At 37.7% G+C, this 15,481-nt stretch carries 16 protein-coding genes and 8 tRNA genes; 23 read left to right on the top strand and 1 reads right to left on the bottom strand.

Annotated features, from left to right (window positions below):
* Window positions 1-232: 232 nt before the first annotated feature.
* The 3 genes from ACQKOF_RS24455 (at window position 233) to ACQKOF_RS24445 (ending at window position 2,859) form a co-directional block, all read left to right on the top strand.
* Window positions 233-712 (top strand): PH domain-containing protein, encoded by a 480-nt coding sequence (locus tag ACQKOF_RS24455; protein ID WP_370043846.1) that lies wholly within the window; start codon window positions 233-235, stop codon window positions 710-712.
* On the top strand, window positions 705-2,171 hold the full coding sequence (locus ACQKOF_RS24450; protein ID WP_427562820.1) for a PH domain-containing protein: 1,467 nt from the start codon (window positions 705-707) through the stop codon (window positions 2,169-2,171). Before ACQKOF_RS24455 ends, ACQKOF_RS24450 begins: the two co-directional genes overlap by 8 nt.
* Window positions 2,172-2,283: 112 nt before the next feature.
* Window positions 2,284-2,859: a GNAT family N-acetyltransferase gene (locus tag ACQKOF_RS24445; RefSeq protein ID WP_370043847.1), complete on the top strand. Its 576-nt coding sequence runs from the start codon at window positions 2,284-2,286 to the stop codon at window positions 2,857-2,859.
* A gap of 97 nt (window positions 2,860-2,956) precedes the next feature.
* On the opposite strand, the gene ACQKOF_RS24440 is transcribed toward ACQKOF_RS24445, so the two are convergent.
* Window positions 2,957-3,577, bottom strand: coding sequence for a rhomboid family intramembrane serine protease (locus ACQKOF_RS24440; protein ID WP_427562815.1), 621 nt, complete (start codon window positions 3,575-3,577; stop codon window positions 2,957-2,959).
* Window positions 3,578-3,641: 64 nt separating this feature from the next.
* Here ACQKOF_RS24440 and acpS point away from each other — a divergent pair, with 64 nt between their 5' ends.
* The 20 genes from acpS to ACQKOF_RS24340 all read left to right on the top strand — a co-directional run bounded on the left by acpS (window position 3,642) and on the right by ACQKOF_RS24340 (window position 15,306).
* Window positions 3,642-3,995 carry a holo-ACP synthase gene (acpS, locus tag ACQKOF_RS24435; RefSeq protein ID WP_370043849.1) on the top strand — a complete coding sequence of 118 codons (354 nt, stop codon included), beginning with the start codon at window positions 3,642-3,644 and terminating at the stop codon, window positions 3,993-3,995.
* Between the two features lie 331 nt (window positions 3,996-4,326).
* Entirely contained in the window at window positions 4,327-5,427 is a 1,101-nt protein-coding gene (locus ACQKOF_RS24430; RefSeq protein ID WP_400730732.1) for a LolA family protein, read from the top strand.
* Between the two features lie 218 nt (window positions 5,428-5,645).
* On the top strand, window positions 5,646-6,767 hold the full coding sequence (alr, locus tag ACQKOF_RS24425; RefSeq protein ID WP_427562811.1) for an alanine racemase: 1,122 nt from the start codon (window positions 5,646-5,648) through the stop codon (window positions 6,765-6,767).
* 345 nt (window positions 6,768-7,112) lie between these two features.
* Window positions 7,113-7,376: a hypothetical protein gene (locus ACQKOF_RS24420; protein WP_370049166.1), complete on the top strand. Its 264-nt coding sequence runs from the start codon at window positions 7,113-7,115 to the stop codon at window positions 7,374-7,376.
* A gap of 4 nt (window positions 7,377-7,380) precedes the next feature.
* Window positions 7,381-7,731 carry a type II toxin-antitoxin system PemK/MazF family toxin gene (locus tag ACQKOF_RS24415; RefSeq protein WP_049663446.1) on the top strand — a complete coding sequence of 117 codons (351 nt, stop codon included), beginning with the start codon at window positions 7,381-7,383 and terminating at the stop codon, window positions 7,729-7,731.
* Window positions 7,732-8,401: 670 nt separating this feature from the next.
* Complete coding sequence (locus tag ACQKOF_RS24410) at window positions 8,402-8,803, top strand: anti-sigma regulatory factor (protein ID WP_427562808.1); 402 nt, start codon at window positions 8,402-8,404, stop codon at window positions 8,801-8,803.
* A gap of 14 nt (window positions 8,804-8,817) precedes the next feature.
* Complete coding sequence (locus tag ACQKOF_RS24405) at window positions 8,818-9,813, top strand: PP2C family protein-serine/threonine phosphatase (protein ID WP_427562824.1); 996 nt, start codon at window positions 8,818-8,820, stop codon at window positions 9,811-9,813.
* Between the two features lie 71 nt (window positions 9,814-9,884).
* The gene (locus ACQKOF_RS24400) at window positions 9,885-10,229 is read left to right on the top strand and encodes an anti-sigma factor antagonist (RefSeq protein WP_427562805.1); all 345 of its coding nucleotides are present in this window, start codon (window positions 9,885-9,887) and stop codon (window positions 10,227-10,229) included.
* Window positions 10,216-10,686, top strand: a complete 471-nt coding sequence (gene rsbW, locus ACQKOF_RS24395) for an anti-sigma B factor RsbW (protein WP_427562803.1) — start codon at window positions 10,216-10,218, stop codon at window positions 10,684-10,686. Before ACQKOF_RS24400 ends, rsbW begins: the two co-directional genes overlap by 14 nt.
* A complete protein-coding gene (sigB, locus tag ACQKOF_RS24390) occupies window positions 10,664-11,449 on the top strand; it encodes an RNA polymerase sigma factor SigB (protein WP_427562800.1) in 786 nt (261 codons plus the stop codon). The genes rsbW and sigB overlap by 23 nt, the downstream gene beginning before the upstream one ends.
* A gap of 228 nt (window positions 11,450-11,677) precedes the next feature.
* Complete coding sequence (locus ACQKOF_RS24385; RefSeq protein ID WP_427562797.1) at window positions 11,678-13,852, top strand: Tex family protein; 2,175 nt, start codon at window positions 11,678-11,680, stop codon at window positions 13,850-13,852.
* A 117-nt stretch (window positions 13,853-13,969) separates the two neighbouring features.
* Window positions 13,970-14,431 (top strand): SprT family protein, encoded by a 462-nt coding sequence (locus tag ACQKOF_RS24380; RefSeq protein WP_427562794.1) that lies wholly within the window; start codon window positions 13,970-13,972, stop codon window positions 14,429-14,431.
* Window positions 14,432-14,522: 91 nt separating this feature from the next.
* Window positions 14,523-14,599, top strand: a tRNA-Asn gene (locus ACQKOF_RS24375).
* A gap of 1 nt (window position 14,600) precedes the next feature.
* Window positions 14,601-14,672, top strand: a tRNA-Glu gene (locus ACQKOF_RS24370).
* Window positions 14,673-14,707: 35 nt separating this feature from the next.
* Window positions 14,708-14,783, top strand: a tRNA-Asp gene (locus tag ACQKOF_RS24365).
* A gap of 5 nt (window positions 14,784-14,788) precedes the next feature.
* Window positions 14,789-14,863, top strand: a tRNA-Gln gene (locus ACQKOF_RS24360).
* A 15-nt stretch (window positions 14,864-14,878) separates the two neighbouring features.
* Window positions 14,879-14,951 (top strand) — tRNA-Lys (locus tag ACQKOF_RS24355).
* Between the two features lie 68 nt (window positions 14,952-15,019).
* Window positions 15,020-15,105 (top strand) — tRNA-Leu (locus tag ACQKOF_RS24350).
* Between the two features lie 26 nt (window positions 15,106-15,131).
* Window positions 15,132-15,208, top strand: a tRNA-Arg gene (locus ACQKOF_RS24345).
* A gap of 24 nt (window positions 15,209-15,232) precedes the next feature.
* Window positions 15,233-15,306 (top strand) — tRNA-Gly (locus ACQKOF_RS24340).
* The last annotated feature ends 175 nt before the right edge of the window (window positions 15,307-15,481 follow it).

The raw sequence follows: 15,481 nt of genomic DNA, 5'->3' as shown, positions 1-15,481 counted from the left end.
AAAATCTTATTAAATTTAAAGTATAAAGAAATCGGGGTTCATCTGGGTTAACGTGCTGAAAGATTTGTGCACCCCAACATTTGACTTAGAACCTTTTTTTAACTTCTTTCAGCGGGTGTGCAAGCACAAAGCCGATTCCGGATGCAATTACGCCAAGGCGAAATTGATATAAAATGAAACAAAAAGATAAATGGTTACGTATACTTAGATAAATGAAAGAGAGGGATCGATTTTGAGAACAGAACCAATTCACAAAATTTCCAGGAAAGGGTTAACGGTGTGGCGTTTATATGGTGTATTGCAAACGTTATTCCTTTTGATTGTAGCGACTTTAGTCTGCTACGGCACTTATTATTATGAATGGCCATCATATATTTATCTCATTGCAGTTGCTGTAGTCACACTTAGTGCTATCCTATCTGTTTATCTATTTCCAAAGGTAAGATGGGAACGTTGGCGCTATGAGGTGCGTGACAATGAGATTGAGGTGCAACATGGTTTATTCGTTGTTAAACGTACACTTATTCCAATGGTGCGCGTGCAGCATGTTGATACGACGCAAGGGCCGATATTAAAAAAATATGGTTTAGGTAATATTTCAATATCAACAGCTGCAACTGTACATACAATTCCTGCGCTTGTAATGGACGAGGCTGATGGGCTTCGTGCACGTATTTCGGAATTAGCAAGGGTGGCGGAAGATGATGTCTAAGGAAATTAATCGTTTACACCCGATATCGGCTATTATTACAAGTGCAAAAGCATTAAAGAGTATGATTTTCCCGTTAATTATTATTATTGCAACTAATGGATTTCACTTCTCCTTTAATTTCCATAGTGATAATTTTTGGCGTACGATTTTCTTATTCGGTATATGGGGAGTAGGGGCCTTACTTGCACTTGTTAGTGGCATTGTTAAATGGCGTACTTTTGTATATTGGTTTGAAGATGGAGAATTGCGTGTAAAGTACGGTTTGTTTGTTAAAAAGAAACGCTATATCCCATTTGAACGTATTCAAAGCTTAAATTACAATGAGGGTATTTTTCATCGACTATTTGGCTTAGTAAAAGTTCAGGTTGAAACTGCAGGAAGTAAGGATAGAAAGCCGGAGGTAGAGTTAACGGCTATACGTAAGGTAGCGGCAGATGTCATAGAGCTGGAAATGCGTCGTGCAAAAAACCAAGTAAATGAACAGATGAATGATGAACAGTCGCTGATAGAGGAAGTATCAGCTCCAACGATTTATCATATGTCGATACATGATTTACTTATATTGGCCATAACTTCAGGTGGAATAGGGGTCGTTCTGTCCGGGCTAGTAGCAATCATCTCTCAGTTTTCGGATATAATCCCGTACGAGGAAATTTTTAACGAGCTAGCCGACTTTGCGAAAATTGGTGCATTTTTAGTTGCACTAACAGTGATATTCAGCCTAATTGTGGCATGGTTTGTGTCATTTGTTATTACACTGATCAATTATTATGAATATACAGTCCGAATTGAAGATGAAAAGCTTATTATTACGAAAGGGCTAATTGAGAAAAAACGAATTACTTTACCGTTAAATAGAATTCAGGCGATTCGTATTGTAGAGAATCCAGTGCGTCAATTATTTGGCTTTGCAACAGTTGTTGTTGAAAGTGCTGGAGGAAATGGTGGAGAGGGGAATGATAAAAAAATTACTCTGTTCCCACTTATTCAGAAGCAAGATTGTTTGGAAACGCTAGAGCAACTTTTTCCGGATATAAATTGGCGACCAGAATTTATCTATTCACCAAAACGAGCTCGTCCATCTTTTTACCGAATTGATTTCGTTTGGCTCATACCTATAATTGGTGCATGTAGTTATTTCTTATATCCGTATGGGTTGTTTTCATTATTATTAATCCCATTAACAATATTAATTGGTATTTGGCAACATAAAACAGCTGGTTATATGATAGATGGAAAGCAACTAACTATGCAATATCGTGTGTTCAGTCGTATTACATTTTTTATGGAGAAAAAACGCATACAATCTATTGGGACTACTCAAACGTATTTCCAAAAAAGAAAGAATGTTATGACTGTAAAAGCGACGGTAATGTCAGGCATGGCTGGTATGACAGGGAATGTACGAAGCTTAGAGAAGCAAGATGCTGAAACAATATTATCTTGGTATGAACATTGAACGCAGAAATCTGGATATTCCTTGAAATTAATAGAAATATTATACTTTTTATCTATAAATATGAAAATATACTGTTTATAATAGAATAAATCAAACAAAAGGGGTGGTAATTTTGTTTAAGTATGATATTAATAAGAACACGTATTTAAAATTGTTGGATTTAAGTGACGTAGATGAATTATTCGCGTTGACGGATCGTTCGAGAAATACGTTGCGAGAGTGGTTACCCTTTGTGGATGATGTGAAAACAGTAGAGGATACAGAGCGATTTGTAAGAGATGCGATGCAACAATACGCGGATAATAATGGCCTACAAGCGGGGATATATTATGAGGGGAAGCTTGCGGGAGTGATTGGCTATCATCAAGTGAATTGGCAGCATAAATGGACAAGTATCGGATATTGGTTAGGGAACGAATTTGTTGGTAAGGGGTTAGTCACAAATTCTATGAAAGCATTTATTGATTATGCCTTTAGCTATCTAAAGCTAAATCGCATTGAAGTGCGAGTAGCGGTAGGGAATATTCGAAGCCGCACAATCCCAAAAGTGTTAGGTTTTAATGAAGAAGGACGTTTAAGAGATGCGGAGTGGCTTTATGATCACCATGTAGACCAAGTTGTCTATGGCTTAACTGCAGTTGAATGGAAAAAAATAAAGGCAGCGAAAGAGGATACGGTTGCACTTTGAAATAATATTGAAGAAGTGAATATAACTCTAGCATTAAAATAAGAGGAGCAATCCGCGATGATAGCTTATCACGGATGATTGTTCCTCTTTGTACCTATTACTTACCCGCCATCTTTTGTTTACGCCAGCTTAAAATTCTTTTTGGATGTAAGTAGATGAGTCCAAGAAGGAATCCTACTACTAAACCGCCTAAGTGAGCATAGACATTCACATTCGGCTGTAGGAAAGTCATAATAACACTTATAACAATAATTGGCAAAATAAGTTTGCGAAGCATTGGCATTGTACGACGTGTATAGTAGACAAGTGCTCCAAAAGCTCCGAATATTCCAAAAATAGCCCCACTTGCACCAAGGCTTGCATAGCTACTATCATAAAGTAGATAGGTTGCCATGTTACCTGCAATACCAGACACTAAATAAATTGTAATAAAACGTGCCTTGCCGGCAATTTTTTCAAGCTCTGGACCGAATAAATACAGAGAAAACATATTAAAGAAAACGTGCAAAAAGTTAGCATGTAAAAACATTGCAGAAAAAACACGCCACCATTCACCAGCTTGTATAAGGAAGTTCGCTTGAACTCCGTAATTCAATACATTTTCTCCTACTCCAGGTAAAATAGTTAGTACATAAACAAATAAATTAACCGCTATTAATGTTGAAACAATCGGATAATACGTTGTATATTGCTTAAAATTTTCTGTTCTACTAAACATAACTCCACCTCAATTTACAATCATTATACATGGCTTTTTAGAAATAGGAAAAGGAGAAGTTCAAATGATTAAAGGAATTGGTCTCGACATTGTAGAGATTGACCGTATTGCTAAAGCAATGAGGAGAACAAATAAATTTAAAGACCGCATTTTATCTGAAAGGGAAAGAGTTTTGTTTGATGCTCATTCAGAAACTCGTAGAATAGAATTTTTGGCCGGGCGATTTGCTGCAAAAGAAGCATTTTCAAAGGCATTAGGAACTGGTATTGGTGAAGAATGTAAGCTTCATGATGTTGAAATTTTAAGAGGGGAAGCTGGTAATCCTGTTTTATATTTCAAAGGGGAGCTTGTAAATGGATTTGTAAGTATAACACATTCTAAGCAATACGCAGCGGCACAAATAATATTATTACAATAATTTCGCTATATAAAATATTAAAAAGGCTCATCACCAAAAGTTGTGGATGACATTTGTTAAAACGTAAGCCATTTATATAAATGACTTTCCGTTCCGACTGAACGCCCCCAGGAAAGCGCCCAGTCGGAACGGAAAGCAACCATACGTTATGGTGACATCCGCCGGAGGCCTTAACTTCTTTCAGCGGTTGTCCAAACACCCGCTGAAAGAAGTTAAAAGTAAATAAATTTCTGAGTGAGGATAAATATATTGCCCTTGTTCAAATGACATAACTGACAAATACGGTTCATATATTGTCGTAGTGGATTTGAAAGAAGGAAAGGGTGAAAGCGTGGGCAACCGTATAGTTAAATGGCTCGTCTTACTTTGTACGATATTACTTCTATCGGCATGTGGTACAGACTCACAGGAAAAAGTGTTGAAGAAAGTTAATGGGAAATGGGCAGAGGCAAATGGTTATGAATTGAATGCTACGATGGAGATTAAATCAGGTGGAGATCCGAAAAAATATGATGTAACAGTTTGGCATACGAAACCTGATTTCTATCGAGTAGAAGTAGTAGAAAGTGGGAAAGATGTTTCACAAATGATAGTGCGAAATGCAGATGGAGTTTTTGTTGTTACACCTACATTAAACAAAATGTATAAATTCCAAAGTGATTGGCCAAAGAAAAATAGTCAAGCTTATTTAATAGGCGCACTAGCAGAAGATTTAGCTCAAGATAAAAATTTAGTCATGAAAGAGGAAGACAAAGCATATATATTTGAAGCGGCTACTAGAAATAGCTATAAAAATAGTATGCCACATCAAGTTATAACAGTTGATAAGAAAACAATGCTTCCAACTTCCGTAGTAATTATGAATGATGTAAAAGAAGAGCAAATTCGTATCACATTTAAAAATATAAAATTAGGTGTTCAACACGCGGCTAAAGAGTATGCGGTTGAGCAATTTACAGAGTCAGATGAAACAAAAGGTGAACAAGCTACACCACCAGAAAAAGATAAAAAAGATAACAAAGACGGTAAGGAGAGCAACAATAACTCGAATGGAAACGAAGGGAAAAAAGCAGTAAGTGCAGAAGCCGAAAATAAAGAGTTCCAAACACACTACCCTGTTGTAAAATTGGAAAATACGAAGATGGTGGATGAGAAAGTAATGCGTGAGGGTGGAATGGACCGTGTCATCTTAACATTCGACGGTGATAAGCCATTTACGGTCATGCAACAACCAGTTACGAAAGAGACTGCAATGTTGCCAGTATCGTCACCTGGTGATCCGGTAGATTTAGGCTTTACGATTGGTGCTATTACCGATACATCTATTAGCTGGGAAAAGGATGGCGTTGAATTCTTTGTAGCTTCTAGTAAATTGACTCGTGAAGAAATGGTGGAAGTTGCCACTTCTATGACGATAGGTAGTATGAAATAATTTTTCTAGCTACAGCTTTCTATATGGAAAGCTGTAGCTTGCTAAGTAAAATAGTGCAGTTTTGATGAAAATTAACACTGTTTAGAAAGTGTTAAGTCATATATGATAAAAGTTATGTAGAAAATTAGTCTAAAATAGAACAGATTATGTAAAAACAGTAATAAAAAGCAATTTGATCGATACATAATGTTTTAATAAAAAATAAAGAGGGTATTCTAATGAAGATACAGCAATATTTTAGACCAACTAAAGCAATTGTAGACTTACAAGCAATTCAACAAAACGTAAATAATTTGAAAAAGTTACTTCGACCTAATGTTCAAATTATTGCTGTCGTAAAGGCAAATGCCTACGGTCATGGAGATGTAGCCGTTGCAAAAGCAGCACTTGAGGCAGGGGCAACAATGCTTGCTGTGGCAACGCCAGATGAAGCATTACATATTCGAGCACATTTTGAAGAGCCAGACATACTAATATTAGGTGCCTCTCCAGTTTCGTTTGTACCATATGCTGCACAACAGCGCATAATCCTTACGGCATTTGCAAGTGAATGGGTACAGCAAACGGCTCCGTTCATAGCCAATGAAACAAATCCTTTACGACTACATATAAAAGTAGATAGCGGAATGGGCAGAATTGGCGTTCGTACAGAACAAGAATTATTGGATCTATATCAAACTATACAGAATACAGTGAATGTGGAGCTTGATGGGATATTTACACATTTTGCGACTGCGGATGAAGAGGATACATCATACTTCGATAGACAGGTACAACTTTTTGAGAGATGTGTAACTGCATTGCCTGAAAAACCTAGACTTGTTCATGCATCAAACACGGCTACATCTTTAGTAAAAGATGCGCATTTACAATTTGATGCCGTTAGATATGGTATTTCGATGTATGGATTATCACCATCTTCTTATGTAGAAGGTATTTTACCATTTCCGTTACAGCCAGCGTTTTCGCTTGAAAGTGAGCTTGTTCATGTGAAACAGTTACAAGCAGGTGATTCAGTAGGCTATGGAGCTACTTTTGTGGCCTCTTCGGAAATGTGGATAGGAACGGTACCAGTAGGCTATGCTGATGGAGTAATTCGCAAATTAGGTGGACAAGAAGTACTTATTGATGGTCAAAGAATGCCGATTGTTGGACGAATTTGTATGGACCAATGTATGGTTGCCTTGCCAAAAGCATATGCTATAGGTGAGAAAGTAACACTCATTGGTCGTCAAGGACAGAATGTTATTTCAATGAATGAATGGGCAGCAAAGCTTGAAACCATTAATTATGAAGTACCATGCATTATTACAGCGAGAGTTCCTAGATTATACATTTGATTTTAAATTCAACCTAGAAGATGTTACTTCAAGAATTTTGTATAGGCGATCTTAAATAGCTGCAACATTTTTGGACAAAATGAATACTATACTAAAGCAACTAAGCAACTTGGTGAATAACAACTACTGAAAACCATGTTAGATTACCGAGAAGCTGAGTCATTCATAATTTGTGACATATTACAAGGTGAATGAATCGGCATATACCTTCGACAACCTACATATTTTTACAACTTGGACTTTAAATTGTCAGATATTTTGTCATTTCGTGTCTTTTCAACAATATCTTTCAATGGTAGAATGGGGAGTAATGAAAAGTGGATGGTTCCGTTGGAGGTGCTTGCTGTGTACGAGAAAAAGTTAAGAGAAGCTACAATTGCTGTTCAAGACAGACTATTTCTACAAACAAAGGAAGTAATTGAAAGTGAATCTATTGCGCGTATTTTGTCGCGCAAAGTTTTAATGCAGGAGCAACCAAATCAAATACGGGAAGCTATGATGAAAGGATATGTTGAAATGTCTCATATTAATCTGAGTATTGCAAGTGAATGCTTGCATGCGGAATATGAAGCACAACATACAGTGGAGCGTCTCGTTAGCGGGGGATGACACTTTGAATGTAAAACGTGGTGACGTTTTTTTTGCAGATTTATCGCCGGTAGTTGGGTCCGAGCAAGGGGGCACTAGGCCGGTGCTGATTATTCAAAATGATATTGGCAATCGATTTAGTCCGACTGTCATCATCGCAGCTATTACCGCACAGATTCAAAAAGCAAAGTTGCCGACGCACGTCGAAATCAATGCTGAAAAGTATGGTTTTGAACGTGACTCGGTTATTCTGCTCGAGCAGGTGCGGACGATTGATAAGTCAAGATTGACAGATCGTATTACGCAACTTGACCATGCGTTGATGGAGAAAGTTGATGGTGCATTGATGATTAGTTTAGGGCTTGTTAAATTTTGATATACATATGTGTATAGAGGCATCGAGATGAATTTTCATCTCGATGCTTTTTTATCTTCATTTAGTAGGTGTCCAAACACCTACTGAAATAGAGGAACTCAGTCTAAGAATGCCACGTCCTGTGGCAACGACTGAGTGACCAACATCATGCTGTTGCCGCTGCCGCTACGCTTTCGCGCAGATGAAACCCTTTTGCTGTCGCTTCGCTTTCGCACAGACAAAACACGTTGCTGCCGCTGCGTTAGCACTACGCTTTCGCGCAAAAAACATCTGTTAGCCCAAAGCCTCCGGCGGATGTCACGGGTTTTCAAAGGAATGAATTGTGCTGGCACAATTCAAAATCCAGACGCAATTACGCCAAGGCGAAATTGATATTTTATTCTTAAATACTCCATTACCATAAATTGAAATCACTATTCAAAAATGGTATTAATAGATTTAAGATATACTCGAAATCTACATTTAGAATAGATTTTTGAAAAAATATCGAGAGGTTTAAGAAGGTATACATTTTATCCTCATTCAACAACACAACAGGGGTTTGCGAAGCGTCAACAATGATTACGCCAAGGTGAAATTGATAAGATTATTAAATTATTTAAAGTATTTAGTTAAGTAGGTCGAAAAAAAGTGTAAGAGTATAACTCCGAAAGGAATTGGGGGGACAGCAGTGACAATAAAGTCTTCGGTTGAAATTATTACTGAGTGGGATATAGTAGCAGCAAGACAACTGGGGCGTAACGAAGCAAAGGCACTTGGATTTGACACTGTTGATCAGGCTCGAATTACCACAGCTATAAGTGAACTAGCTCGAAATATATATTTATATGCAAGGTTAGGTGTCATTGAAGTTGAAAAAGTTGAGACAGACACTGAGAAGAAAATAATTGTTATTGCAACTGATCAAGGTCCAGGAATAGAAGATGTTCGGAAAGTGATGGAGGATGGCTACTCCACTTCAGGAGGGCTTGGTGCAGGTTTACCAGGTGTTAATCGGCTGATGGACAGTATGGTTATTCACTCGGTTATTGGAGAAGGAACAATGATAAGGGCTGAAAAGTGGCTGCGTTAGGATGTGGAATTTTGTTGGAACGATTAGAATCTCAATATAAAAAGATTTTGTCAGATTATATGGCCGATCAAACTGAAAAGAATTTGTATATTGCTCAAAATTTCACTCGCCAGTTAATCCAAAAGAATATATCTCCAGAGGATGTTGTAAGTATTCATAAAAACGCAGTTGAGAAACTATTTCCACGTAGAATGAGTGAAGAACAGCTTGCATATGATTTTCTTATCGAAGTTATGGTGCATTATGGAATGGCCCATAGGGAGCACCAAAGTTTATTACAAAAACAAGCTGAGTACGAAATGGAAATGAAAATCGCTACAAACATTCAGGAAACATTACTTAAAACAGACGTACCACAACTTTCAAGTATTGATATAGGAATGATATCTATCCCAATCCGGAAGATGAATGGAGATTATGTACATTTTTTATATAATCGAGAGGATTATTTGAGTGTAGCTGTGACAGATGTGGTAGGTAAAGGTGTGCCAGCTGCATTATGTATGTCTATGGTGAAATATGGCCTTGAAACGTTAGAATATGCATATAAAGATCCTTCGTATGTATTAGAGGTCATCAATCGAGTAATTGAAAAGAGTGTAGACGACAGTATGTTTGTTTCTATGTTTTACGGTTGCTTGGATACGCGGAAAAGTATTTTTTCTTATGCGTCTGCAGGTCACGAGCCAGCTCTCCATTATAGTGCTAAACATGATAAATTTTTCCAGTTGGAATCGACAGGATTATTACTAGGGGTGTTACCAGAAACGAAATATTCGTATAATGAAATTGCTTTGGAAGAAAACGATATCGTCATAATAATGACGGATGGTGTTACTGAATTCAGATCGCATGATGAATTGAATTCACGAGAGGTCATTACATCATTAATATTGGAAAATAAATACTTATCAGCTCAACAATTATGTAATCTTCTTTATAAGCAAATTGAAAAAATACAGGATTTTAAACTATCAGATGATTTTACAGTTACAATTATAAAAAAATAGTTATTTCGGTTTGAATTTTTGTAATTACGGGAATAGAAAAAAAGTCTAAAAAATAGGTGGAGGTGTGCTGTATGGACATGGCGATACACTTTAAAGAACTTGATAATAAACTATATGGATTTATTGAGGGTGAAATAGATACTTTTACTGCTTCAGGTCTTAGGGAGGAATTAGAGGCAGTGAAAATTACTCAAGGATTAGAAATAGTGCTTAATTTATCAAAAGTTAATTATATGGATAGTACAGGGTTAGGTATTTTTGTAGCCTTTTATAAAAGAACGTTACGTGAAAATGGTAAGGTTAAACTTGTAGGTTTGTCGAATAGATTACAAAGGTTGTTTGAAATTACTGGTTTAAGCGATTTAATGGATATTGAAACTGATAAAAAGGTGGATTACGAAAATGAAGGAATTTGATTATATTGAGATAAGGGTTCCTGCAAAACCGCAATTTGTCAGTGTGATTCGATTGACGGTTTCTGGCTTAGCTAGTCGGGTTGGATTTAATTATGATGATATTGAGGATATAAAAATTGCAGCAAGTGAAGCGGTAACGAATGTTGTACATCATGCGTATAAGGACGAAGAAGAAGGAGAAATCGTCATTGGTTGCGCTTTATATGAAAATAAAATAGAAATGATGATTGCAGATTACGGCAATAGTTTTAATTTTGAGGAAATAAAGTCGAAAATTGGTCCATATCATCCTGAAGAGGGTATAGCGGGTCTACGTGAAGGTGGTTTAGGGCTTTATTTAATGGAAACTTTGATGGATGAGGTGATGATAAATAACGATGGTGGCGTAACTGTTTTTATGACAAAGTATGTCGCTAGAGAGCGGGTGGAAAAAAATGTCGAAAGAATCACCACATAAAACTTCGTCCAAGGAAGATATACTAAGGTGGATTGCATTGTACCAATCAACAGAGGATGATGAAGCACAAACAAATTTAGTGATGCATTATCGATATTTAGTTGAGTCCATTGCACGCAAATATTCGAATGGTAAATCTCATTATGATGATATTACTCAAGTAGGTATGCTCGGGTTGCTAGGTGCAATAAGACGTTTTAACCCTGATGTTGGTCGTAGTTTTGAAGCATTTGCTGTACCAACAATTGTTGGAGAAATAAAACGCTTTTTACGTGATAAAACGTGGGATGTTCATGTACCAAGACGGATAAAAGAATTAGGGCCGCGCATTAAAACAACAGTGGAAGCGTTGACAATTGAGTTGCAGCGTTCTCCCTCTATTATAGAAATCGCAGATCAATTAGAAGTGGAAGAAGAAGAAGTTTTAGAGGCTATGGAGGTGAGCCGTAGTTACCATGCTCTTTCTATGGATCATTCAATAGAGTCAAATTCTGACGGTAGCACAGTAACGTTATTTGATATTATGGGTAAAGAAGATGACGGCTTTGAAATGACCAATAAAAGAATGATTGTATCTGACGCTATGAGTATTTTAGATGAGAGAGAAAGAGAAATAATTCAGCTTACATATTTAGAACAACTCACTCAAAAAGAAGTTGGGGAACGATTAGGGATTTCTCAAATGCATGTATCAAGAATACAAAGGAAGGCAATAAAAAAATTACAGGAATCTATCTTAGTAAGTGAAGGTGTTTCGCTCTAAAATTTTAGGGGGCTGTCCTAAAAATAAATATAGGTTGCTTAAATTTTTACGCGGACTCCTATTGCTATCGCAGGTACACGCAAGAGCATGAGCCCTAGTAGGAAGTGTTAGCGAAAACAGCCCCTCTTAATTTAATCAAATAGTTTACTCTTCTTTCAGAGTAGACTATTTTTTTGCATTTTTAGTAAAGTGTAATGGTAAAATGAAAAGAAAAAAGGTAGTGATGATGTGGAACAAAAGCAAATGTTACAGCTCATTGCAAAGGATGTAGCTATTAAGCCAGGTCAAGCAGAGGCTGTTATTAAATTATTAGAAGAAGGAAATACCGTGCCATTCATTGCACGTTATCGTAAAGAAGCTACTGGGTCCCTTGATGAGGTACAGATTAAAGCTGTAGAGGATCGTTATCACTACATACAGCAGCTTGAACAACGTAAAGAAGAGGTTATACGATTAATTCAGGAACAAGATAAACTAACACCTGAATTAGAAAAAGCTATTCAAGCAGCAACTGTGTTACAGCGTGTAGAGGATTTATATCGACCTTATAAACAAAAACGCCGAACAAAGGCGACAATAGCGAAAGAAAAAGGGTTAGAACCTCTTGCGGATCTTCTATTAGAGTATCGTAGTGATGCTTTAGAACAATTAGCAATGGCTTTCATAGATGAGGAGAAAGTTGCTAATATAGAGGAGGCATTAGCTGGGGCTCGAGATATTTTGGCAGAGCGCTTTGCTGATGACGCGGCAATTCGTGAAAAAATACGTACGTATTCCTGGAAAGACGGAGTGCTCGTAACAAGTGTAAAGAATGCAGAGGCAGACGATAAAAACGTTTTCGAAATGTATTACGAATATGAAGAGCCTGTAAATCGTATAGTCCCACACCGTATTTTAGCTGTAAATCGTGGTGAGAAAGAGGAAATCTTAAAAGTGGCCATTCATGTACCAATAGATCGTGTACTGATGATTATGTGGAAGGAATGGATTCCTGCTACAGGTTCCTCTCCAGCAATTGCCGAGGTGAAGCTTGCGATAGAGGATTCGTACAAACGTCTAATTCAGCCTTCTATAGAACGAGAGTTACGAAATGAACTTACAGAAAAGGCAGAGGCACAGGCTATCCACATTTTCTCTGAGAATTTACGTAATCTTTTATTACAGCCTCCGATGAAAGGGAAGTTTGTATTAGGTGTTGATCCGGCGTACCGTACAGGCTGTAAGCTAGCTGTTGTAGATGAAACAGGGAAAATGCTAGAGGTTACAGCCATTTATCCACATCCTCCAAAACCAGATGTAGCTAAATCAAAAGCAATTGTGAAAAAGATCTTAGCAAAATACCCAATTACTATCATTGCTATTGGTAATGGAACGGCCTCACGCGAAACAGAGCAATTTATTGCAGATGTATTGAATGAGCTTGAAACTGATACAGCCTATGTTATTGTCAATGAAGCAGGGGCATCTGTTTATTCAGCGTCTGAAATTGCCCGTACAGAGTTTCCTGATTTACAGGTAGAACAGCGTAGTGCCATTTCTATTGCGCGTCGTTTGCAAGATCCGTTGTCGGAGTTAGTGAAAATTGAGCCAAAAGCAGTTGGAGTAGGTCAGTATCAGCATGATGTCTCTCAAAAGAAATTGACTGAGTCTTTAACATTTATAGTAGAGACAGCTGTTAACCAAGTTGGTGTTGATGTTAATACAGCCTCATCTTCGCTACTACAATACGTTTCTGGATTATCTAAAACGGTTGCGGAGAATATTGTGAAGGTGCGTGAGGAAAGTGGACAATTTACTACACGTGCTCAACTAAAGAAAATCCCACGCCTTGGTGCCAAAACGTATGAACAAGCAATTGGTTTCCTACGTGTTCCTGGAGCAAAAAATGCATTTGACGCTACGGGCATTCACCCTGAAAGCTATAATGTAGCAGAGCGTATTTTAGAGGTAGTACAAATTGATAAAAAAGAGCTTGGGTCACAGAAGGCAGAGGAAGCCATTGCAAAACTAGATGTAGAAAAATTAAGTGAAGTTTTAGATATTGGAGTTGTCACAATACATGATATTGTGGATACATTAATGAAACCAAGTCGCGATCCACGTGATGCATTCCCTCAGCCTCTGCTGAAAACAGATGTATTAAAAATGGAAGATTTACAAGTTGGGATGGAATTGCAAGGTACAGTGAGAAACGTAGTTGATTTCGGAGCATTTGTAGATATTGGAGTGAAGCAGGACGGGCTTGTGCATATTTCTAAATTACAAAAAAGACGTATAAAACATCCATTAGAGGTTGTTGCTCTAGGTGACATTGTAACGGTTTGGGTAGAACAAATAGATGTCAATAAAGGGCGCATTTCATTAACAATGCTACCTCCTAAAGATCAAACTATCGAAGCGTAAGTGAAACTTTAATCAAGTGAGGGTTTTCTTAATCCCCACTGATTTGCGGGATAAATTTATACCACACTGTCTATACTACGCAGTGTGGTATTCTTGTTGTTAGAGGTGATATAGATTATGAACAATGAGGAACTACAAAATCTTGTTAGTCGAATATCATTAGAAAGTTTCCGGAAGCCATTTATGCATCAAGCATATTTTAATTCAAGGCTACGTTCGACAGGTGGGCGTTATCTTTTACAATCACACAATATTGAAGTTAATCCAAAAGCTTATGAATTGTATGGTATTAGCGAAGTTGAAGGGATCGTTCGACACGAATTATGTCATTATCATTTACATTTGGAAGGCAAGGGGTATCAGCATCGAGACAAAGATTTTCGAGAGCTATTAGTAAAAGTGAATGCTCCTCGTTTTTGCTCATTATTACAAGCCCCTAAGACATCTCAGAAAAAACGACGTCGACTTTATACATATACATGTGTAAAATGCCAACATTTATATGTAAGAAAAATTAGAATGAATGTGGGGAAATACTGCTGTAGCAAGTGTTTAGGACGTTTAAAACTAGTAGAATAAAAAAACTTAATAAAAAAGGTTGACGTTTATTGAAGATGTCCCTATAATAGTAAAAGTCGACAAGATAACGACGACAAAACATATGGATTATTCCGAAGTAGCTCAGTTGGTAGTAGCACCTGACTGTTAATCAGGTTGTCGCAGGTTCGAGTCCTGCCTTCGGAGCCATGGCCCCTTGGTCAAGTGGTTAAGACACCGCCCTTTCACGGCGGTAACACGGGTTCGAATCCCGTAGGGGTCATTTCATTAGTTTAATTCATAAAAATATATAACATTGGTCCCGTGGTGTAGCGGTTAACATGCCTGCCTGTCACGCAGGAGATCGCCGGTTCGATCCCGGTCGGGACCGCCACTTATTGGGGTATAGCCAAGCGGTAAGGCAACGGATTTTGATTCCGTCATGCCTAGGTTCGAATCCTAGTACCCCAGCCATTCATTTCTTAATAGGAGCCATTAGCTCAGTTGGTAGAGCATCTGACTTTTAATCAGAGGGTCGAAGGTTCGAGTCCTTCATGGCTCATCTTTTATAAGAAAAAAAGGTTGACTTCCTAGATTATCATAGTATAATAAGAAAGTTCCTAATTGAATGCGGTCGTGGCGGAATGGCAGACGCGCTAGGTTGAGGGCCTAGTGGGGGCAACCCCGTGGAGGTTCAAGTCCTCTCGGCCGCACCAAGTCAATTTATGAATATATACAATATGCGCCCGTAGCTCAATTGGATAGAGCGTCTGACTACGGATCAGAAGGTTATGGGTTCGACTCCTGTCGGGCGCGCCATTTTAAATAAAAATTATTTATTTCGCGGGTGTAGTTTAATGGTAAAACCTCAGCCTTCCAAGCTGATGTCGTGAGTTCGATTCTCATCACCCGCTCCAAAAAAACTTTTTCAAAAACTTGTTGACATTCAAATTTTTATGTCGTATGATATAGAAAGTTGTCACTACAAGATAACAACATGAACCTTGAAAACTGAACAAGCAAAACGTAATCAATAAAGTTTTAAGTAGCTAACCTTGAGTTGGTGAACGAAACAAAATTTTGGACATCAAA

Origin of the sequence: Lysinibacillus sp. NPDC093190 (genome assembly GCF_050280425.1) — a bacterium.
Lineage (GTDB): Bacteria > Bacillota > Bacilli > Bacillales_A > Planococcaceae > Lysinibacillus.
The sequence above is the reverse complement of the archived record's forward strand: the minus strand, read 5'-3'. Positions and strand labels throughout refer to the sequence as shown.

What these genes read in the sequence shown, in the direction of transcription:
- ACQKOF_RS24380 (WP_427562794.1), top strand. Translation starts at nt 13,970, where the DNA reads ATGAACAATGAGGAACTACAAAATCTTGTTAGTCGAATATCATTAGAA.
- alr (WP_427562811.1), top strand. Translation starts at nt 5,646, where the DNA reads ATGAAGATACAGCAATATTTTAGACCAACTAAAGCAATTGTAGACTTA.
- rsbW (WP_427562803.1), top strand. Translation starts at nt 10,216, where the DNA reads ATGAAGGAATTTGATTATATTGAGATAAGGGTTCCTGCAAAACCGCAA.
- acpS (WP_370043849.1), top strand. Translation starts at nt 3,642, where the DNA reads ATGATTAAAGGAATTGGTCTCGACATTGTAGAGATTGACCGTATTGCT.
- ACQKOF_RS24440 (WP_427562815.1), bottom strand. Translation starts at nt 3,577, where the DNA reads ATGTTTAGTAGAACAGAAAATTTTAAGCAATATACAACGTATTATCCG.
- ACQKOF_RS24400 (WP_427562805.1), top strand. Translation starts at nt 9,885, where the DNA reads ATGGACATGGCGATACACTTTAAAGAACTTGATAATAAACTATATGGA.
- ACQKOF_RS24450 (WP_427562820.1), top strand. Translation starts at nt 705, where the DNA reads ATGTCTAAGGAAATTAATCGTTTACACCCGATATCGGCTATTATTACA.
- sigB (WP_427562800.1), top strand. Translation starts at nt 10,664, where the DNA reads ATGTCGAAAGAATCACCACATAAAACTTCGTCCAAGGAAGATATACTA.